The sequence below is a fragment of the Xenorhabdus anantnagensis genome (assembly GCF_028598555.1).
GTDB classification, from domain to species: Bacteria; Pseudomonadota; Gammaproteobacteria; order Enterobacterales; family Enterobacteriaceae; genus Xenorhabdus; species Xenorhabdus anantnagensis.
Window position 1 is genome coordinate 130,065 of record NZ_JAQRFN010000004.1, and the last position, 21,716, is coordinate 151,780.

The 21,716-nt window shown below is 39.6% G+C and carries 13 protein-coding genes and 1 other annotated feature (1 of these 14 only partly in view); of the genes, 9 read left to right on the forward strand and 4 right to left on the reverse strand.

Annotated features, from left to right (window positions below; all coding sequences use genetic code 11):
- Positions 1–48, reverse strand: a sequence feature (Trp leader region); it reaches 52 nt to the left of the window's first position.
- 360 nt (positions 49–408) lie between these two features.
- The 5 genes from PSI14_RS04915 to rluB all read left to right on the forward strand — a co-directional run bounded on the left by PSI14_RS04915 (position 409) and on the right by rluB (position 10,075).
- On the forward strand, positions 409–2,211 hold the full coding sequence (locus tag PSI14_RS04915; protein ID WP_273574725.1) for a hypothetical protein: 1,803 nt from the start codon (positions 409–411) through the stop codon (positions 2,209–2,211).
- Between the two features lie 31 nt (positions 2,212–2,242).
- Complete coding sequence (locus PSI14_RS04920) at positions 2,243–7,336, forward strand: trypsin-like serine protease (protein WP_273574726.1); 5,094 nt, start codon at positions 2,243–2,245, stop codon at positions 7,334–7,336.
- Between the two features lie 234 nt (positions 7,337–7,570).
- Positions 7,571–8,431, forward strand: a complete 861-nt coding sequence (gene rnm, locus PSI14_RS04925) for an RNase RNM (RefSeq protein WP_273574727.1) — start codon at positions 7,571–7,573, stop codon at positions 8,429–8,431.
- A 30-nt stretch (positions 8,432–8,461) separates the two neighbouring features.
- On the forward strand, positions 8,462–9,082 hold the full coding sequence (locus tag PSI14_RS04930; RefSeq protein ID WP_273574728.1) for an L-threonylcarbamoyladenylate synthase: 621 nt from the start codon (positions 8,462–8,464) through the stop codon (positions 9,080–9,082).
- A 69-nt stretch (positions 9,083–9,151) separates the two neighbouring features.
- A complete protein-coding gene (gene rluB, locus PSI14_RS04935; RefSeq protein ID WP_273574730.1) occupies positions 9,152–10,075 on the forward strand; it encodes a 23S rRNA pseudouridine(2605) synthase RluB in 924 nt (307 codons plus the stop codon).
- A 116-nt stretch (positions 10,076–10,191) separates the two neighbouring features.
- On the opposite strand, the gene cobO is transcribed toward rluB, so the two are convergent.
- Both cobO and PSI14_RS04945 read right to left on the reverse strand, forming a co-directional pair.
- The gene (gene cobO, locus PSI14_RS04940) at positions 10,192–10,788 is read right to left on the reverse strand and encodes a cob(I)yrinic acid a,c-diamide adenosyltransferase (protein WP_273574731.1); all 597 of its coding nucleotides are present in this window, start codon (positions 10,786–10,788) and stop codon (positions 10,192–10,194) included.
- Positions 10,788–11,552 carry a YciK family oxidoreductase gene (locus PSI14_RS04945; RefSeq protein WP_273574733.1) on the reverse strand — a complete coding sequence of 255 codons (765 nt, stop codon included), beginning with the start codon at positions 11,550–11,552 and terminating at the stop codon, positions 10,788–10,790. Before PSI14_RS04945 ends, cobO begins: the two co-directional genes overlap by 1 nt.
- A 206-nt stretch (positions 11,553–11,758) precedes the next feature.
- Between PSI14_RS04945 and sohB the strand changes: the two genes are divergently transcribed.
- Positions 11,759–12,805: a protease SohB gene (gene sohB, locus PSI14_RS04950; protein ID WP_273574735.1), complete on the forward strand. Its 1,047-nt coding sequence runs from the start codon at positions 11,759–11,761 to the stop codon at positions 12,803–12,805.
- 172 nt (positions 12,806–12,977) lie between these two features.
- Here the strand turns inward: sohB and PSI14_RS04955 are convergent, their stop codons facing one another.
- On the reverse strand, positions 12,978–13,229 hold the full coding sequence (locus PSI14_RS04955; RefSeq protein WP_273574736.1) for a YciN family protein: 252 nt from the start codon (positions 13,227–13,229) through the stop codon (positions 12,978–12,980).
- Between the two features lie 307 nt (positions 13,230–13,536).
- Between PSI14_RS04955 and topA the strand changes: the two genes are divergently transcribed.
- Both topA and cysB read left to right on the forward strand, forming a co-directional pair.
- Positions 13,537–16,134: a type I DNA topoisomerase gene (topA, locus tag PSI14_RS04960; RefSeq protein WP_273574738.1), complete on the forward strand. Its 2,598-nt coding sequence runs from the start codon at positions 13,537–13,539 to the stop codon at positions 16,132–16,134.
- A 360-nt stretch (positions 16,135–16,494) separates the two neighbouring features.
- Entirely contained in the window at positions 16,495–17,469 is a 975-nt protein-coding gene (cysB, locus tag PSI14_RS04965) for an HTH-type transcriptional regulator CysB (RefSeq protein WP_273574739.1), read from the forward strand.
- A gap of 308 nt (positions 17,470–17,777) precedes the next feature.
- Here cysB and PSI14_RS04970 read toward each other — a convergent pair whose 3' ends face one another.
- Positions 17,778–18,617 (reverse strand): Evf family palmitoylated virulence factor, encoded by an 840-nt coding sequence (locus PSI14_RS04970; RefSeq protein ID WP_273574740.1) that lies wholly within the window; start codon positions 18,615–18,617, stop codon positions 17,778–17,780.
- A gap of 294 nt (positions 18,618–18,911) precedes the next feature.
- On the opposite strand from PSI14_RS04970, the gene acnA reads away from it, so the two are divergent.
- On the forward strand, positions 18,912–21,629 hold the full coding sequence (acnA, locus tag PSI14_RS04975) for an aconitate hydratase AcnA (protein ID WP_273574741.1): 2,718 nt from the start codon (positions 18,912–18,914) through the stop codon (positions 21,627–21,629).
- The last annotated feature ends 87 nt before the right edge of the window (positions 21,630–21,716 follow it).

Consider the following 21,716-nt stretch of genomic DNA (forward strand, 5'->3'; position numbering starts at 1 on the left):
TGTGCGTGAGCCAACCGCCCTGAATGGGAAGTTGTGCCACCAACGACTGATTTGCATAAATACGATCATTTTAGAGTGCCTCATTTGTCCAATGATTTTTATAGAGAATCTTTCAATCAACCCGCGTACTAGTAAACTGGAACGAATTTAACTTGTCAACGGTTTTTTTGATGTTTATAGTAGTGAAGTTACCTGAGAATGTAGATAAGATACTAAGACTCTCTTTTATTTTGGTTTTTCTGGCATGTACTTTTATTACTTTCCTATATTTTTTCATGCAATTTAATTAATATTGTTTGTATTTATAAGAATAATCCAATTAAAAATTTAATTTCATAGTATTAGTGTAATTAATAATCTCGATTATATCGTATAAAGAAATTTCCTTTTAAGTAAGGGGGTAGTACTGTGAAAATAAGTAAAACAAAATTATGTGCCATGTTATTTTTTATTGTATTAACTTTTTATCATAATGCAAATGCAATAGAAATGGCCAAAGGCGAAATGATATTAGATAACAAAATTAGTGAAAAAGAACCAAATAACAAGAAGAGTGATTTATCTAGAAATTATAATTTAACTTTCATAAACAATAGTAAATATGACATGCTGAATATTAAACGTACTAAGGAGGATTGTATGTATAAAACAGGGAGTGGTGATATTAATCTAATAGCTGGTGAAAGAATAGACCAAGAAATTGAAGATAAGAATACTTTTGGTGTACCATTTTGCTTTGAACTGGATAAGTATATCAATTGGACGGCTGAAACGTATATGGATGGCGAAAAATATCAATCATGTGATATACAGTTTTATGTTAATTTTATTCCTTTTCCAATAGTTACTGGAAATATGAGTGAATGGTATACTCGAGTTGATACTAGTAGTTGCAAACTTAAAGTCACTGCTACCTGTGATGGCGTAGATTGTTTAAATATAGAATATGGCGTTAGTACACCACCTCGCAATGTTGTTATAACTATTGCAGATGATAATAACTGGGAAATACCAAAAATTACTTCTCCCAATACACAATATAGTGCTCCACATAATTATATTGAGGTAATGGGAAAAGGGTTGATGAAAGATAAATCACTACCTTTGTTGGTAACTAGTTTTGATAATAAAGTATATAAAGTTGAGATTGAAGACGGATCAGAAGATCAGTGGAGTGCGAAAGTCTGGATAAATTGTGGTATATACAGAATAATTAGTATTAAAGATATAAAAAATACTGATGTGATTATTAATGGACCAATATGTGAAGAAGTTATTACTTCAATGCAAGATGGTCAGGTGATTTCTGCTGGTGAATATAGCTTATCGGGTTTGGTTTATAGTGATAATATTCCTGATGCTAAAAGCATTAAAGTACATATAACAGGGTATAATGAAGATAATTCAGTTTATTCTCCTACGAAAGAATACACACCAGAAGTTAATATTGAAACTGGTGAGTGGAGATTAGATAACTTAGAAGCTGTTTGCTTTGTTTTTTATAAAGCCTCTGTATCCAGTAAATTAGATCTACAGGCTAATCGCCAGTCTCACTTTACTAATTTATCGGGACGAAAAGAAGTTTCTTATATGGTGCCATTATGTCCAATTGAGATAACTAAGCCTAAAAATTATGAAGTAGTTTCCTCAACAATTGATGATGTACAAAATATCTTAATTGAGGGTAAAGCTGCTAATGAAACCCTTATTGATGGTAATATTAATGAGTTAATCTCTCGAAATTATTCAAGTAGTTTATCTATTACTGGTGTTGGTTACAATAAATGGCATACCATAGCTCAAAATGTACCTTTGGGCTTTATGAAAATTACTGTTAGTAATACTGAAACAGCAGAGGTTCCTATTGAAAGCAGTAGTGCTGAAGTGACAATACTGAGTTCTAAGCTTTTTTCTGTAAAAGCTAAAAAAGATAATGTGTTTACTGAATTTTATGGAACATCAATGCCATATATTGAGGATGAAGATTTTAGTCCTGAAGTCGAAATATTATCTGATGAGTTTGGTTTTCTTGAAAGGAACATCACAGATGAGAACGGTGACTGGAAAGCAAAAAATAAACATTATGCAAAGAGAGGAGTATATTTTTTTACTTTTCAGGAATACAACGAAAGCGAAAATTATGCAGCGAGAGATAAAAAGAAAATAAAATGTACAGGTGGTGATTCCGGAATGAGTTGCATTAATCAATAGTAACTATCGTCCATGTTAAAGGGGGGGTGTTATGATTGTTTTTAGAGCTGTTTTTATATTATTTATTTTATTTTATTTCAGTCAATCATTTGCCGATTCCGCATTAAAAAATCCACCTTTAGAGACTATTGCTGGAGGCGAGGAGAGTTGTAGTGATATTGGGGATAACAAATGCAAACCTTGGGTTGTGAGTATTTATTATGAAAATGAAAATAGCCAAAAGAATTTTCTCTGTAGTGGTTCACTAATCGCGCCAAACTATGTTTTAACTGCTGGGCATTGTGAAGAGAGCACCGCAAAAAAATATTATGTGATGGACTTCGGAAAAGAAACGATTGGCACTGCATTAGCCAGCGATTTTATAAAATATAAAAATAATGTCTACGGTCATTATCATGATTTTGCACTTATAAAGCTGGAGAAAGAAGTAAAAAATGAAGGATTTGGACGTGTTCGTCGCTTCTTTAATTATGATGCTGCTTATGAAGCGTTAGATGAAGATTATTATCAATCGAGTATTTATGGTTATGGCTTTCTGGGAATCGATAAAACAACAGGGCAACCAATAAGAAGTGATGGAGTTCAGCACCGAGCTGATGTAAAAATAATTAATCCGGCTTATGACGGTTTTCGAGGACAAGGATTGATAATAAAAGCAAATGAAAAGAAAGGGTTGAAATCAGGAATTATACAAGCGGGAGATTCTGGTGGGCCAATAATATGGAGGGATACAATTATTGGTGTATCTTCTTTAGGATTTGAAGCGTTTAAAGTGAATGAGACAACAAATGATAAGCATTATTATCCTTTTTTTGTGGTTTCAGATATCACTGGGAAATATGATGATATTGGTTTTAACAAGAAATTTTTTCCCGGCCAATGGTTTGCTGAAAATATGAATCAGATTTGGATTAGCACTCCGGATTGGCAGGAAAACTTAACGAAACGAAGTGATAATATTCTTGTCAAGGGTTGGGGAAAGCCATCCAGTGAAATTCAGCTTTCTTATTCTATTAATGAAGGTAAAGAAAAATCAGTTGCATGTGAGAAAAAAGTTAATTTTCAAGGAGAATGGCAGTGCAAGATTCCACATAATGATTTATTTACTGAAAATCTTAGTGAAGAAAAAGACCATGAAGTAACTATTACAGCGAAAGAGGTAAATGCACGAGATAAACCATGGAGAGAAGATACTGTTCAAGCAAAAATACCTGCTATATCTAAAGAATTTGGTATTGTTTATCCAGCAGATAAAACAACAGTATTTACTAAAAATTTTATGATTCGTGGGTACGCTGATCCTGGCTCAAGTGTTACACTTATATTGAAAACTAATACAAGTGAGAATAATTATACTCAAGTTGATGCTTGTGAAAACTTAAATAATAAAAATAAAATCGAAACAACTGATTATGGATTTTGGTCATGTACTATAAAAAATGAATTTATTGATGGTATTGAATATGGTAATAATGAGGTTGAATATAAAATAATAGCAAGCCAAAAGACAGATAATATAAATTTACTTGATCAAGTTAATATAGTCTTTAAACCTAACAAAAATACAAAAGTAAAAGCTGAAAAAGATATAAATAGCACATATAGAAAAATGCTGGATTTTAACGTTAGCTACGATCAAGCAGCCAAGTTGATTTGTATTTTTAGCCAAAGTTTTTTAGATTGTAGAAATGCTAATGATAATAAAGACAAATTTAGGCTAATGAATTCAAGAGGAGATGATCCTAATTCTCAGCTAAAGTATCCTGTTATGGGAATAATGCAGAAAATTGAAAACGTTGATCCGTTTTCTTCAATATTGTGGAGTCAAAGTAATTTTTTTGATTCTTATTTTTCTCCTGCATTTTATAAAAATAACAGGTATGAAGAAACCAATCCAAAAGAAATTGAATTTTCTTCACTTAAAGATCAAAAGTTCTTTGGTTATGGCGGTGATGATAATTATTATACTTTACCTAATAATGATTTGTTTTTACCTTCAGAATATTCAATATGCATGAAGAAAAATGACGATTTACCTTTATCTTCAGGTCAAGTTCAATGTTATAGAGAAAAGGATAATGATATTTATTTAAAAATTCCATTAGAAAATGGTAAAAACTTTTCTGAAATATCAATAGGGCATGGAACTTATTTTGGTAAGCCTAACTTCCCAAATTGGAATGTTTCCCTTCCTTCCTCATTGAAAGATGGGCTGTATTATATTGAATTGGCAGATAAATATCATCCATTAGGATTGGAGAATATTAAAAGAAATTTAGGAGAATTGTCATTTAATAAAAGTTATTTTCATATAAAAAAGCCTAGTGTTGAAATTAAAAGTATCTCTGAGGGAGAAACTGAAATTGTAGGTGCTCCAAGCTTTTTATCAGGAAGTTCTAATGAGCCAGGAGATGAAGTCGATGTTAAAAGACGTAAGATTGATTCTTCATCGGCAGAGTTGGTGGATAATAATCAAAACATAACACAAGACACGATAATTTGTTCGAGGGCTGTCGTCAGTGATAATGGTAACTGGGGCTGTAAAAAACCGATAACTTTTCCAGCAGGTACTTATGAATTAACTGCTGAATTAATTAAAGAAGGAAAAATAGTCGCTACAGACGTTATACATATTACTGTTAAAGATGAAAATGATGATGAGCCAGAAAAGAAAAAATTTGAAGTAAAGAACCCTAAGAATAATTCAACTGTTGATCCGGATAACCCCATCACTTTTTCTGGCACACTTAGTGGTTCTGGAGGCGGAGGCGGCGGATTTGGTGGTTTTATAAGTAGTATATTTGGAGCAATTTTTGGAGCAGTTGAAGGCATTGCCTCCTTATTCAGCGGGGCTTTCGGTTTCTTTTGGGAGTTTATGATTCATCCTGAAGATATTTTAGGTGGCGATACCTATACGATGGAGTTACAGGAAACTCAAAATGGAGTGAACGTGGGTGATCCGATTAAATGGACTTTTACTGTTCCGATGCGTATTACTGAGCCTAAACCGGATGCACAATATAGATTAGAGGATGGAGTTTCTGTTAAAGGTCAGGGAAGCCCTGGTCAACTGGTTTTTGTTACAGGTTCTGAATATCTCTTACCACCAGAAAAAATGACCTTACCAATTTCAAGTGGGGGGATCATTTGCACCACAACAGTGGATAAAGGAGGAAAATGGTCATGTCCTAATAACCCTGTCCTGAAAGCGGCTAGCGAAGGGAAATTCTTCCTTTATGCCGCCCAGTATAAAAAAACAGGCTCAGCCCAGTTAGGGCAATTAGGCGATACTTATGAAAGAACCTCACAAGTTACACGTAAGTACGAAGTCACGAAAACCAAAATACAAATTACAACCCCTGTGCATGGCACGAAAATAACAACATTGCCTTTTACGATTTCAGGTACTGGAGAACAAAATGCTCAGGTCTATATCGAAGGTTTTGGTGGTGCTGAAGATTGTAATACTACCGTTGATTCATCGGGTAAATGGTCTTGTGGGTCTTATCAACCTGAAGAGGGGAAATATAGCGTTTCAGCCGATCAGTTTATTGATAACGCATTAGATTCAAAAGCCGTCATTTCTTTTGAGATCCAGACAAAAACGGTCAAACCAGTCGTTATTACACAACCGCATAATGGCGGGGTATATCGGCATCTTGAAAATATCTTGCCGAAAGGAACGGGTGAGCCGGGTACAACGGTTTGTCTGGCTCAGAAAGCTTTGTCACAGATTTGTCAGGATGGTGCCACCATCAATGAACAAGGCCATTGGGAGTGGGTCTATGGCTTGGATACCGCAGTCAAAGGGGAGCAAAAGCTGGTGGCGACGGCCTTTTTGGACAAGGTGAGTCAATCCACAGCGAAAATCACATTTAAGATAGAACCCGCTCCCGGTGAGACTACGTTGACCGTGGAAACACCCAAGGAAGATGAGGTGATAAAAACACCTTCCTATATGTTCAGCGGTATGATGCCGAGTAATGCCAAGACGGTCACAGTGCAAGGATTTGGCGGTCATGACGATTGTGTCGCTAAGCTCAATAAAGAAGATTACACGTGGACATGCGGGCCTTACAGCTCTGTACCGGGAGATTATGATGTGGCGGTGGTAGATGATGCTGGCTCTCGGATTAACAGAAGCTTCAAAGTACGTTATGGGGATAATTTGCAAATGCGTATACTAAACCCAACAGAAGGGGAGCAAATTGACAAATATTCTTATTTGATCAGCGGTAAAGGGCAGGTTGGGGCACGCGTAACTATTGATGGTACAATAAAATGTGATGTATTGGTCAATGAAAATCAAGATTGGGTTTGTCCATATGATTATAAAGCCATTCTCGGATCGCATAAGCTTTTAGGGCAGCAATGGGTGGATGGTGTACCTTCAGGTAAGCCAGTGACGCGGAACTATGAAGTAATATATGGGATGTCGGATATTACCATTGATGGTACGGCTGAGGCGACTTGTTCAGTATCAGATTTGAACGAAGAAACGAAAAAACCAGCAGTATATACCCCCATTATGGAGAATAATGAAACTTTTTCTGCGTTAATTACAGGGACTGCAACAAAAGGTATGTATGTTTCTCTGAGAGTGAAACGAGGCAATCAGAATATTAGATCTTGTGGGCCTGTACAGGTGTCAGAGATAGATGGCAAGTGGAGTTGCCGCATGGATGATATCGAGTTAGGGTTATATCATTTAACCGCAACACAGGCGCTTACACCAAATAGTAACCCTGTAGGTTCTGCCACTAATCAAGATATTTATGTTGTTCATAATGTTACTCATAATAACCTGAAAATTACTTTCCCTCAGGATAATAAAGCTTATTGTTATCACTATAAATATGATCATGATAAGTGGAAAATAACAGGTATAGGAGAGCCTGGAGCTGAAGTTTTAGTGGAATGGCCGAAGCAAAGTTTTTCACAAAAAATCAAGGTTGATCAACAGGGAAATTGGTCAGTAATTTCAGTAATTCCATCAGTTGGATACAGTACGATCAAAGCTTCTTATGAAGAGAAAATATGTGGTTTAAAGTCATCGGACAGTGTTCAATTTCGGGTCGTGGGAGATCTGGCAATTGGCTTCCATCCACCTCCACCTCCATGTTGATTAAATGTTATCAATAGTCGTTCTATTTTTTGAGAAAGCTGTACATCAGGTGATGTGCAGCTTTTTGTTCTCAACTTAAACCACATCCCCCCATTATAGAAATTAAGTCTCTAACAAGTAAATTCCCTCTTTAATTCCATCCCCTGTGTTATCATTTGCGCTTTGTACTTAATATCAGTTGATCGCTTGATAGAGAGTGCCCTGATTTCCCACCCGACAAACAGGTACAGGACAATGACTGAAGCCGTCAGTGAAATGACAAGACGCTACGATCTGCATAGCCATACGACTGCTTCAGATGGTGTGTTATCACCAGAGCTGCTCGTGGACAGAGCCATCTCTATGGGCATTGATGTACTGGCAATCACCGATCATGATACGATGGCAGGTATTCCGCCTGCTTTAAACCATATACAGCAAAATAATCTGCCATTAACTTTGGTATCCGGCGTCGAAATTTCGACATTATGGGAAAATTTTGAAATTCATATTGTTGGCTTAAATGTTGATATCAACTCTGTTTCCTTAAGAAAACTTTTGACTAATCAGGTTGATTTAAGAAAACAGCGTGGTATCGAAATCGGGCGTCGGTTAGCCAAATCGGGTATTCCCGATGCTTGGGAAGGCGCATCTCGATTGGCGAATGGTGGGCAGATCACACGAGGCCATTTTGCCCGTTATTTGATAGAAGCAGGCATTGAACCCACTATTCCGAAAGTTTTTAAAAAATATCTGGCAAGGGGGAAAATCGGTTATGTCCCGCCGCAATGGTGTACAATTGAGCAGGCTATTGAAACCATTCATCAGGCAGGGGGACAGGCTGTGATTGCTCATCCCGGCAGGTATGATTTGTCGATGAAGTGGCTGAAACGGTTAATAGCCTGGTTCAAACAACATGGTGGTGATGCAATGGAAGTTGCACAGTGCCAGCAAGCACCTAATGAAAGGCAACAACTTGGTCAACTGGCAAAAGAATATGGCTTGAAAGTATCATTAGGATCGGATTTTCACCAACCTTGTTCATGGATAGAACTTGGGCGCAATTTATGGTTACCCGGTGATGTTGTACCGATATGGCACGACTGGTCACGTTAGGGACTGCGTAGAAGTATAGAGGTTATCGTTATGAGCCAGTTTTTTTATATCCACCCTGATAATCCACAGAAACGTCTTATTGACCAATGTGTGGAAGCGCTGAAAAAGGGCGGAGTTGTCATTTATCCTACTGATTCAGGTTACGCCATTGGTTGTTGTCTTGAAAATAAGGATGCAATGACCCGTATATGTCGTATTCGTCAAGTGGAAGGACATCACAATTTTACTCTGATGTGTCGTGATCTGTCTGAAATTGCAACTTATGCCCATGTGGACAATCAGGCGTTTAGGTTGATCAAAAATAACACGCCGGGTAATTACACATTTATTTTACAGGCGACAAAAGAAGTGCCTCGCCGATTGATGAATGAAAAACGTAAAACTATTGGTCTGCGTGTTCCTTCTAATTCTATCGCTTTGGCGCTGCTGGAAGAGATGCGTGAACCTTTGATGTCTTGCAGCCTGATTTTACTCGGTAATGATTTTGCCGAATCCGATCCCGAAGAGATAAAGGATACATTAGGTAAACAAGTTGATTTAATTATTCATGGTGGTTATCTTGGGCAGCAACCGACAACGGTAGTAGATTTAACTGGGGATTCACCAGTAATTCTTCGTGAAGGCGAAGGTGATATCACGCCTTTTTTATAAAGTACATGATTTAATTTTTTATTTATTAATGCATACGACGCCTGTGAAGGCGACAATAGAGGTTGCTCAATGAGCGATAAAACAGAAAAGTTACAAAAAGTTCTCGCGCGTTCTGGCCATGGCTCCCGTCGCGAAATCGAGGGATATATCCAACAAGGGCGCATTAGTATTGATGGCAAGACCGCAAAGTTGGGTGATCGAATTGAGGTTAAACTCTCAGTAAAAATTCGTCTGGATGGACGGATTTTGAATATCAAAGAACCACAAAAATCAGTTTGTCGTGTTCTGGCTTATTACAAGCCGGAAGGTGAATTGTGTACCCGACATGATCCTGAAGGCCGTCCGACAGTATTTGATCGCCTGCCAAAAATGCAGGGCGCGCGCTGGATTGCAGTAGGGCGTTTGGATATTAACACTTGTGGATTGTTGCTGTTTACCACCGATGGGGAGTTAGCTAACCGTTTGATGCACCCAAGCTGCGAAGTTGAGCGTGAGTATGCAGTTCGCGTTTTTGGTGAAGTGGATAATGCAAAATTGCGTCAACTGACACAGGGTGTGCAATTGGAAGATGGCCCGGCTTCATTCAAAACCATTGCTTTTAAAGGTGGTGAAGGGATCAACCAATGGTACAACGTCACTTTGACAGAAGGTCGTAACCGTGAAGTCAGACGTTTGTGGGAAACGGTTGGTGTACAGGTCAGTCGCCTGATCCGTGTGCGTTATGGTGATATTGATCTGCCAAAAGGCTTGCCGCGTGCTGGCTGGACTGAGTTGGGACTGGAACAGACTAACTATTTACGTCAGTTGGTTGGTTTGGATGAAGAAGTTGTGACAAAGGTTGCAGTTGAACGTGATCAGCGTCGCATTAAAGCTAACCAAATCCGCCGTGCAGTAAGAAGACATGCACAGGTTGCATCCCGCCCTGCTGGGAAGCGTCCTGCAAGCAGTTCTCGCCAGAATGCGGGCAGGAAGACGACATCTAAAGGTCGATAATACGCCTAAGCCGCTGTTTCAGCCTAGATCAGCATTTATACTAAATTTATGCTAATCAATATTGAAACAGCGGATTCATTTATCAATCAATTACACTCATCAACTACATCAATTAACTACCAATCAACCCCTTTCTGTGCTTTGATTCCGGCATCAAAAGCATGTTTTACCGGGCGCATTTCCGTAATTGTATCGGCATATTCCAGTAATTCTCGATGGCATCCCCTGCCTGTGATAATCACACTTTGATGTGAAGGGCGCTGTTTGAGGGCTGTCAGGACATCAGCAAGTTCTAAATAACCGTAACTGATCATGTAAGTCAATTCATCCAGCATCACAAGATGCAATGAAGGATCGGATAACATTCTCACAGCATGTTTCCATGCGGCTTGGCAGGCAGCGGTATCTGTTTCACGATTTTGTGTTTCCCAAGTGAAACCAGTTGCCATCACATGAAATTCAACATCTTGTTGCGCCAGCAAGTTTCTTTCACCGCTTTCCCAAGTTCCTTTGATGAATTGGATAACGCCAGCACGCTGTCCATGACCGATTGCACGAACAACTGTGCCAAATGCAGCAGTGGTTTTTCCTTTACCGTTTCCGGTGAATACGATGACGATCCCCCGTTCTTGCTGTGCAGCTTCAATGCGGGCATCGACTTTTTCTTTCAGGCGTTGTTGCCTTTTTTGATACTGGCTGTTATCTCTGGTCATTATTCGGCAGGCCCCGCTTTGCGACCGGGTTGGGCATCAAAACTGATACCGGAATCATTTCGACTGTCATCTCCCATTACATAAAGGTAGACAGGCATAATATCCGCTGGTGTTTTTAACTTGGCAGCGTTTTCATCAGGAAAGGCATTTGCTCGCATACCGGTGCGTGTTCCGCCGGGGTTGATACAGTTAATGCGCAGGGGTGTATTTTGATATTCTTGCGCCAAAACCTGCATTAAGCCTTCTGTGGCAAACTTGGATACAGCGTAAGCTCCCCAGCCACTTCTGCCTTCACGACCGACACTGGAGCTGGTAAATACCAAAGAACCGCTGGTGGATTTCAATAAAAGAGGAATTAACGCCTGAGTCAGCATAAAAGTGGCATTAACATTCACTTGCATCACTTCATGCCAAAGTTGGACAGGCTGTTCTACGATAGGAGCAACAGCACCAAGAAGCCCCGCGTTATGCAAAACACCATCCAAATGTGAATAACGCTGTGCTAAGTCGTTGGCGAAAGTTTGACACTCTTCTGCGGTCACAGTCAGCAGATCCATCGTATAAATATCAGCAGGCAAACCGCCAATGTTTTCAATTTGTTGCTTCACTGCTTCCAGTTTCGCTGTTGTACGTCCCAGCAAAATAACCTGTGCGCCGTGACGGGCATAAGTCAGTGCGGCCTCACGCCCAATTCCATCACCCGCACCAGTGACTAAAATAATTTTTTGTTGCAGCAGATCGTTATTGGGTTGGTAATCAAACATCGGACAATCTTCCTGTATTGCTTATGAATCTATGATTTGCCATTTCAGAATGGCACATGCGGTTTATCATAAGAACAAAACTTAAGGTTCCCGTCAAATTTGTGCTTATGGTTACGGCAGTATTCAACAAACTATTAGAGTAAGGCTTTCGATTTTTAGTTAGAATGAAACATATTGTTCATCATAAATTAATGAAAGGTGGATCTGTGGAATATTTGTCTCTATACGGATTGTTCTTAGCTAAAGTACTCACGGTGGTTTTAGCAATCGCTGTTCTGGCGGTAGTTTGCATCGGCTTAGGTGTGCGTAAAACAATGCACAAAGGGGAATTGAAACTGACTAATCTGAGTGAATCATACAAGGAAAGGCAGCGTCAAATGCAGCAGGCTCGAATGAGCGAAGCAGAACAGAAAATCTGGCAAAAGGCATTAAAAAAGCAGCAAAAGAGTGATGCTAAACAGAAAAAAACGGAAGCCAAAACTGGCCAGAAAGGTTTACAGAAGCCGAATCTTTATGTTTTGGATTTTAAAGGCAGTATGGACGCTCATGAGGTGGATTCTCTCCGCGAAGAGATCAGTGCAATACTGGCAGTAGCAGACAAAAATGATGAAGTGTTACTGCGTCTGGAAAGCCCTGGTGGAGTGGTACACGGATATGGGCTGGCCGCATCTCAACTGGCTCGTTTGCGCCAGAAAGAGGTACATCTGACGGTTGCTGTGGATAAAGTTGCTGCAAGTGGTGGTTATATGATGGCTTGTGTAGCTGATCGTATCATAGCCGCACCGTTTGCGATCATTGGCTCCATTGGCGTTGTGGCGCAATTGCCAAATATCCATAAGTTGTTGAAGAAAAATGATATTGATGTGGAGTTACATACTGCTGGCGAGTACAAACGCACTTTGACTGTTCTGGGCGAAAATACTGAACAGGGCCGTAAGAAATTCCAGGAAGATCTGAACGAAACGCATAAGTTATTCAAATCATTTATTCATCAACATCGTCCGTCTTTGGATATGGAAAAAGTAGCAACTGGTGAGTATTGGTATGGCACACAGGCAAAAGAGAATGGACTGATTGATGACATGGGTGTTAGCGATGATTTCCTGATCGAAAAAATCAAACACTATGAAGTTATTGGCGTCAACTATTCTCGCCGCAAACGTGTCATAGAGCGTTTTATGGGTAGTACGATGGAAAACGTTGATAAATTGTTTATGCGTTGGTGGCAAAGAGGAGAAAAGCCTTTATTATGAAGGAAATGGTTATAACGGAAAGCTGTTATAGCTACAAATGGTTATTCTTGCCTGTAATATGGTGACAAACATACGAGTAATGCGGGTTAATAGAGGAAATTTTGTTATATCCTTTATGCCCGCATATTTATGGTTAGCTAATCAATCAGGCAGGAGTGGTATTGTTAGATTTTTAATCTACTAAATGATACTTTTCGGATAATATATGTGCTAAATGTTTAAACATATTAAACACAGCGGTACTTTTTGCGGTAGGCAATCCATTTTCATCCAGAAAATACTTGCCTCGAAATACTAATATTCCACCTTTTTGTTCCACACCTTCTGCGCACATACCCTGTATAAAATCGTCATGTGTCTTAATGATTTCATTTGCTTTTTTCAGTAACTGTTCTCGCTTAATTGGCATGGTTTCAGTTTGCATTTATTGTGCTCCTTCAAGAAATAAGTTGTTGCGCATCGTTTTTTATCAGGTAGAGTGTGGGCTTTTCGTCATGCAGATGGAAGATTTTGTTTACAACTGTTAAATCATACAATTGCATGGCCTGTGTTGATATATAAAATACCCTAAATATTTCAAAGGGTTTTGCGCTTAAGCAAAAGTACAAGATAAAAATTAGTTGATATCTTGCAAATCTATCGCAATATAAAAAGAGGTTTTATTTTATATATCGCAACATAACGCCGTGATTTTCGCCATCTGAAAAGAAGATAATTAGGTAAAGGTAACTATGGCTAAAGCTCTTGTTATAGTGGAGTCCCCGGCAAAAGCCAAAACAATCAATAAATATCTGGGGAATGACTACGTTGTGAAATCCAGTGTGGGTCATATCCGTGATTTGCCGACAAGTGGAACAGTGAGTCAAAAGAGTTCAAGCTCATCTACCGATAAGAATAAAAAGAAAGTAAAAAAAGATGAGAAAACGGCGCTGGTAAATCGTATGGGCGTCGATCCCTATCATGGTTGGGAAGCGAACTATCAAATTTTGCCAGGCAAAGAAAAAGTTGTTTCAGAGCTGCAAACGCTGGCTGAAAAAGCTGATCGCATCTATCTTGCAACAGACCTTGACCGAGAGGGAGAAGCTATTGCATGGCATCTGCGGGAAGTGATTGGTGGGGATGATTCCCGTTTTAGTCGAGTGGTATTCAATGAAATTACCAAAAATGCAATCAAACAGGCGTTTGATAAACCTGGTGAATTGAATATTGATCGCGTTAATGCTCAGCAAGCGCGTCGTTTTATGGATCGCGTTGTGGGTTATATGGTTTCCCCGCTACTGTGGAAAAAAGTTGCCAGAGGGTTGTCCGCTGGGCGAGTTCAATCGGTTGCGGTTCGCCTTGTTGTTGAGCGGGAACGTGAAATCAAGGCATTCGTGCCGGAAGAGTATTGGCAGTTATATGCGGATTTAATGGCTAAGGGAGATACTCCTCTCCATATGGAAGTCACCCATGAGAAGGGAAAGCCGTTTAAACCTGTAAATGCTCAACAAACGCAGTCAGCAGTATCTTTGCTTGAGAAAGCGAAATACAAAGTGATTGATCGTGAAGATCGTCCGACGTCCAGTAAACCGAGTGCACCGTTCATCACCTCAACATTGCAACAAGCTGCAAGTACACGGCTTGGGTTTGGGGTTAAAAAAACCATGATGATGGCACAACGCTTATATGAAGCAGGGCATATCACTTATATGCGTACTGACTCGACTAACTTGAGTCAGGATGCTTTGGAAATGGTTCGTGGTTATATCAGCAGCAATTTCGGTGACAAATATTTGCCGAAAAGTGCCAATATTTACAGCAGTAAAGAAAATTCTCAGGAAGCCCATGAAGCGATTCGACCTTCTAATGTCGATGTCATGGCAGAAGAACTGAAAGATATGGAAGCTGATGCTCAAAAATTGTATCAGCTTATCTGGCGTCAGTTCATCGCTTGTCAGATGATGCCTGCGAAATATGATTCCACGACACTGACCGTTCAAGCTGGCGATTTTGAGCTGCGCGCCAAAGGCCGTACTCTGCGTTTTGATGGTTGGACAAAAGTGATGCTGACTTTGCGCAAAGGGGATGAAGATAATACTTTGCCGGTAATTGAAGTGGGAACAGAACTTGATTTGCAAGAATTGATACCAAGTCAGCACTTTACAAAACCCCCTGCGCGTTTCAGTGAAGCATCCTTGGTCAGGGAGTTGGAAAAACGCGGAATTGGTCGCCCATCAACTTATGCATCAATTATCTCCACTATTCAGGATCGTGGTTATGTTCGAGTAGAAAACCGCCGATTCTATGCAGAGAAAATGGGTGAAATCGTCAATGATCGTTTGGGAGAGAATTTCAACGAATTGATGAGCTATGATTTCACGGCAAGAATGGAAAACCAGCTCGATCATGTAGCCAATAATGAGGTGGATTGGAAAGGCGTTCTGGACGAATTTTTCTCTAATTTCAGTGAGCAGCTTGATATAGCCAATAAAGATCCTGATGAAGGTGGAATGCGCCCGAATCCGATGGTGATTACATCAATTGAGTGTCCGACCTGTAGCCGCCCAATGGGGATTCGTACTGCAACAACAGGCGTATTTCTTGGCTGCTCTGGTTACGCGTTATCACCTAAAGAGAGATGTAAGCAGACTATTAACCTTATTCCAGAAAATGAAATTCTGAATATTCTGGAAGGGGATGATGCTGAAACCAATGCATTGCGTGCTCGCTGTCGCTGTAAAAAGTGTGGTACAGCGATGGACAGTTATTTGATTGATAACCAGCGGAAATTGCATGTATGCGGTAATAATCCTGCATGTGATGGTTATGAAGTTGAAGAAGGTGAGTTTCGTATTAAGGGCTATGATGGTCCAATAGTTGAGTGTGATAAGTGCGGTTCAGAAATGCACCTAAAAGTGGGGCGTTTTGGTAAATACATGGGCTGTACAAACGAAGAGTGCAAAAATACCCGTAAGATTTTGCGTAGTGGGGAAGTAGCACCACCGAAAGAGGACCCTGTTCCGTTACCTGAACTGGCATGTGAAAAATCAGATGCTTATTTTGTCCTGCGTGATGGTGCAGCTGGAGTCTTTTTAGCGGCCAACACTTTCCCTAAATCTCGTGAAACGCGCGCACCATTGGTTGAAGAGCTTGTTCAGTTTAAAGATCGTTTGCCGGAGAAATTGCGTTATTTAGCGGAAGCACCTGTTGCTGATCCAGAGGGAAATAAAACAATTGTCCGTTTTAGCCGTAAAACTAAACAGCAATACGTTTCTTCTGAGAAAAATGGTAAAGCTACCGGATGGGCAGCATTTTTTGTTGAAGGTGCTTGGCTTGTGAAAGAGAAATAATTGATCTGATGATTAGTCTATGTGTTATACCCTCATTTATTGAGTATATATCATAGATATATATTTAGAGGGATATTTCTTTTTTTGGCAGAAATGTAACTTTTCTTTCTAAAAAGCCAGTCCATTGGACTGGCTTTTTTTGTATTTCAGCAAAATTTAAACACAATATATCTGCAACAAACGTTTGATAATAGTTACTCAATCTAATTATTTGTTATATAAATATACAGCAGGTGTTATAGTGGTTATATATTGACAAATATATATTCTGTATGGTTATAAGTGAGTAACGATTAGCAATATAGATATTAATTAGACTGCAAAACATTCATACATTTCATTATTAGGGACAGTGCTGATATGAAACTACAGCAATTGCGTTATATTGTAGAGGTGGTTAATCACAATCTGAACGTATCTTCTACGGCAGAAGGATTGTATACCTCTCAACCAGGGATAAGCAAACAAGTCAGAATGCTCGAAGATGAGTTAGGGATTCAGATATTTGCTCGTAGTGGTAAACATCTGACTCACGTGACTCCGGCTGGTGAAGAAATTGTCCGTATTTCACGTGAGGTTCTGTCAAAAATCGATTCAATTCGTTCTGTTGCCAGCGAACATACCTATCCCGATCGTGGTTCGTTATATATCGCGACCACCCACACACAGGCAAGATATGCCTTGCCCCCTATTATCAAGGGCTTTATTGAACGTTACCCTAATGTATCACTGCATATGCACCAAGGTTCTCCAACTCAGATTGCGGAAGAGGTATGTAAAGGAAACAGTGATTTTGCGATAGCAACAGAAGCACTTCATCTTTATAGCGATCTGATTATGTTGCCTTGTTATCATTGGAACCGTTCTATCGTGGTAACAAAAGAACATCCTCTTGCCAATAAACAGAATGTGACGATTGAAGAATTGGCAGAATATCCGATAGTAACCTACACATTTGGTTTTACTGGGCGCTCTGAATTGGATGTTGCTTTTGAGCGGGCTGATTTGAAACCTAAGATCGTATTTACAGCAACAGATGCTGATGTAATTAAGACTTATGTGCGGTTAGGGTTGGGGGTTGGTGTAATTGCCAGTATGGCTGTAGAATCAACTCAGGACAGTGATCTAGTACGTATTGATATGAGTGGGAAATTCAGTTATAGCACCACTAAGATCGGTTTCCGCCGCAGCAGTTTTCTACGTAGTTATATGTACGATTTTATTTGGCGCTTTGCCCCTCATTTGACGCGTGATGTTGTAGATAAAGCTATTGCATTGCGCTCCAATGAAGAAATCGAAGAAATGTTCAAGGATATTGAACTACCGATAGTATAGATAATATAGATAGTATAAAGAATGGATTATAAGATTAAACCACCTCCTGGAATGTAAGGGGGTGGTTGATCTTTATCTTCTTTCCATTCTTTGATTACAAAAATCTTTGCAGGGCCTCTGCTAATTCTTAATAGTTACTTGTTTACGCCATTGTTTTTAACGCCATTGTTTTTAACGCCATTGTTTTTTCCGTCATTTTCATTTTACGCGGTACGTACATAGACTTGTAGCTCCATATAAATTGAAGTTAGAATTTCTGATTTTTATTTAATCAAAAATATCTTAAACTTTCTGAAACCACAATTAACTTATGACTTTTTTGGAATCTCAGTCTTAAACTCACCACTGAAAAAACCATCAGAATCTTCGATAGAGGATTTTTGGTTTTTAAGAATGAAATTATCGAAGGCTGTTTTGATATCATGATCTTCTAACGCTTGATAATTAAATAATGAAATACAAGAGGAGTAAGTAAATTCAACATTAATATTTTCATTAGAAGCACAGTTTGACGTCACTTCTGAGTTGGTTCTATTAAAATCTATTTTATACAGTTTTATTTTAGGGATATACGTGACTCGATCTTCAACACCAATTGCCTCAATGGCACTGGCTAATGTGAGGGTGGAATAATGATCTCCATTTCGTTTTAAACCTAGCCTGATGGCATCACCTTGTTTTTGCAGGAAATTGGAAAAACTGTTAAGGCTAGGAGAGCCTGCATTTAAAATAATATCCATGATGAGTTCGAGTAAATTTGTTGCAATTGAAACTCCTTTCATTTCATGTTGATAAGTTTGACTTTCGATATTCATGACGCTCATCAATGGCAATTTTGCCATGATATCTCCCCAAAATTGAATGTCAGTCTTATACTCTTTGCCATGAACATTGGTGTATTTAGTGATGTAGTCGGCGGCTATTGAAGAAAGAGCGATCTGTATTTTTTTGATTTCATTCATTTTCTGTATAATACTGATCTTGTCAACAATGTTTGAAGTAATAATAAATTGAACAAGACCATCTGTATCTTTCAACTGGTAATCTGATAAGGAAAATTTATCTTTAATGCCAGTGGAAAAGAATTTATCTGCTTGCTGTATATGGCTTAAATAATACTGGTAATCTTTATTTTTTTCTGTATCCATAATTTATCTCCAATATTTAACAAACTCATTGAGAACTCTGAATATACCTTCATTTTTTAAGTTGTAATTTGAAATTTATTCACCAGAAATGTGTAGAAACTTTATAGCCAATTCAATCAAACTCTTATGACGTAAATAAAGCATATCTACTTTGGAGGTGTCATCATTAAAATTTATCAATAAATGAGGATTTACAGCTATTTAGCAAAATGTGTGGTTGCAGAATAACAAATACTTACTTATATGTTATGTTTAATGGTGTAGCTGACCATAAATAATAAGAAAGGAGGAGTTATGTCGTTTAAATTGAAAACGGACTGTGCTTCAACGCTCTCGATTAGTCGTAAATCGAGTGGCAACAAATCCGCTGGCAGTACAACCTATCACTATTACAGTTTACCTCTGTTATCTGAACGATTGGGCGATATATCCCGCCTGCCAAAGTCTCTGAAAGTTCTGCTTGAAAATCTTCTACGCAATATTGATGGTGAGTCTGTTGTAAAAGACGATTTGAAAGCGTTGGTGGAATGGCAAAAAAACGGTCATGCAGACCGAGAAATTGCTTATCGTCCTGCTCGTGTACTCATGCAGGATTTTACGGGTGTACCAGCCGTAGTGGATCTTGCTGCGATGCGGGAAGCCGTGCTGAGACTCGGTGGAAATGCAGAACAAGTGAATCCGTTATCTCCTGTTGATTTGGTTATTGATCACTCGGTGATGGTTGATAAATTTGGTACTGAGCAAGCATTTTCAGAAAATGTTCAGATAGAAATGGCACGCAACCATGAACGTTACCTGTTTTTGCGTTGGGGACAAAAGGCTTTTAATCGTTTCCGCGTTGTACCCCCCGGAACAGGAATTTGTCATCAGGTTAACCTTGAGTATCTGGGGAAAGCCGTTTGGTATGAAAATCAGGATGGTAAGGATTTTGCTTATCCTGATACGCTGGTCGGAACGGATTCACACACGACCATGATCAACGGATTGGGGGTTCTTGGATGGGGTGTAGGAGGCATTGAAGCCGAGGCAGCCATGCTGGGGCAACCCGTTTCCATGCTGATCCCGGATGTTGTTGGTTTTAAACTGACCGGAAAATTGCAAGAAGGGATTACGGCAACTGACCTTGTACTGACTGTGACACAGATGCTGCGCAAACACGGTGTTGTGGGTAAATTTGTTGAATTTTACGGTGATGGATTATCTGATTTGCCGCTGGCAGATAGGGCAACCATTGCCAATATGTCTCCTGAATATGGCGCAACCTGTGGTTTTTTCCCTGTTGATGACATCACATTAGGCTATATGCGTTTAACGGGGCGCCATGAAGCAGAAATTGCCTTGGTTGAAGCTTATTGCAAGACTCAGGGTTTGTGGCGTAACGCGGAGGATGAGCCTATCTTTACTAGTACCCTTGAGTTGGATATGTCAACGGTTGAAGCAAGTCTGGCTGGGCCGAAACGCCCTCAAGACAGGGTTGCATTGGGTAATGTACCACAGGCTTTTCAATCTGCCATGGAATTGGATATCCATAAAACCCAAGAGCCTTCATCAGCAGTACCAATTACAGCAGCGATTACTTTAGATAATCAAACTTTTTCACTGCAAGATGGTGCTGTGGTTATTGCGGCCATTACCTCCTGCACAAATACTTCTAACCCAAGTGTATTAATGACAGCAGGTTTACTTGCCAAAAAAGCAGTTGAGAAGGGGTTGCAGCGTCAACCATGGGTTAAAACCTCACTGGCCCCTGGCTCGAAAGTAGTGACAGATTATCTGGCTCTGGCAGGCTTTATGCCATATCTGGAAAAACTTGGTTTTAATTTAGTGGGATATGGCTGTACTACCTGCATTGGTAACTCTGGTCCATTGCCTGATCCTATTGAAATAGCGATCAAACAATATGATTTGACTGTTGGGGCCGTGCTTTCCGGTAACCGTAATTTTGAAGGACGCATTCACCCATTGGTGAAAACAAACTGGTTGGCTTCACCGCCATTGGTAGTGGCTTATGCTCTTTCTGGCAGTATGACAAAGGATCTGACGCGGGAGCCTATCGGAAAGGATCAACAAGGTAATAATGTTTATTTAAAAGATATCTGGCCTAACAGTGCAGAAGTTGCAGAAGCGGTTGGAAAAGTCAGAACTGAAATGTTCCATAAAGAATACAATGCCGTATTTGATGGTGACGAAAGTTGGCAATCGCTGAACGTCGAAAGCTCAGCGACTTATTCTTGGCAGCCGGACTCTACCTATATACGACATCCCCCTTTCTTCAGTGAAATGACGGCTGAGCCTAAACCGGTTACAGATATTCATCAGGCCCACATTTTGGCGATCTTGGGGGATTCAGTCACGACGGATCATATTTCCCCGGCTGGAAATATCAATGCCGACAGCCCTGCCGGACGCTACTTGCAAGAACATGGTGTTGCACCAAAAGATTTTAACTCTTATGGCTCAAGGCGTGGCAATCATGAAGTTATGATGCGAGGAACGTTTGCCAACATTCGTACTCGCAACGAAATGGTATCAGGAATTGAAGGAGGATATACCCGCCATATTCCTTCACAATCCCAACTTGCTATTTATGATGCCGCTATGCGTTATCAAGAAGAAAAAATACCGTTAGCCGTTATTGCGGGTAAAGAATATGGTTCAGGATCAAGCCGCGATTGGGCGGCGAAAGGAACAAGATTGTTGGGGGTTAGGGTTGTGATTGCGGAGTCTTTTGAGCGCATTCATCGTTCTAACTTGATTGGTATGGGTGTCTTGCCATTGGAGTTTCCTCAAGGCATTAGCCGTAAGACCTTAAATCTGACGGGGGAGGAGAGAATCGATATTACTGGATTAGCTAATATTCAGCCTGGGCAAACAATTAAGGTGAAAATTATCTATGTCAATGGACAGGAAGTTATGCTTGATGCCCGTTGCCGCATTGATACAGCAACAGAACTGGCTTACTTCTATAATGATGGCATTTTGCATTATGTTATTCGTAACATGTTGAAATGACATAAAATTTAAATAAATGTCAATCAGAAAAAATCGTACTTAGAAAAAATTGTCTCAGAAATAAAAACTGCGCCCACACCGACGCAG

Bases quoted from the DNA above. Each gene is read 5' to 3' on its own strand.
- cysB (WP_273574739.1), top strand. From the start codon at position 16,495: ATGAAACTACAGCAATTGCGTTATATTGTAGAGGTGGTTAATCACAAT.
- rluB (WP_273574730.1), top strand. From the start codon at position 9,152: ATGAGCGATAAAACAGAAAAGTTACAAAAAGTTCTCGCGCGTTCTGGC.
- acnA (WP_273574741.1), top strand. From the start codon at position 18,912: ATGTCGTTTAAATTGAAAACGGACTGTGCTTCAACGCTCTCGATTAGT.
- cobO (WP_273574731.1), bottom strand. From the start codon at position 10,788: ATGACCAGAGATAACAGCCAGTATCAAAAAAGGCAACAACGCCTGAAA.
- rnm (WP_273574727.1), top strand. From the start codon at position 7,571: ATGACTGAAGCCGTCAGTGAAATGACAAGACGCTACGATCTGCATAGC.
- PSI14_RS04920 (WP_273574726.1), top strand. From the start codon at position 2,243: ATGATTGTTTTTAGAGCTGTTTTTATATTATTTATTTTATTTTATTTC.
- PSI14_RS04930 (WP_273574728.1), top strand. From the start codon at position 8,462: ATGAGCCAGTTTTTTTATATCCACCCTGATAATCCACAGAAACGTCTT.
- PSI14_RS04955 (WP_273574736.1), bottom strand. From the start codon at position 13,229: ATGCAAACTGAAACCATGCCAATTAAGCGAGAACAGTTACTGAAAAAA.
- PSI14_RS04945 (WP_273574733.1), bottom strand. From the start codon at position 11,552: ATGTTTGATTACCAACCCAATAACGATCTGCTGCAACAAAAAATTATT.
- PSI14_RS04970 (WP_273574740.1), bottom strand. From the start codon at position 18,617: ATGGATACAGAAAAAAATAAAGATTACCAGTATTATTTAAGCCATATA.
- topA (WP_273574738.1), top strand. From the start codon at position 13,537: ATGGCTAAAGCTCTTGTTATAGTGGAGTCCCCGGCAAAAGCCAAAACA.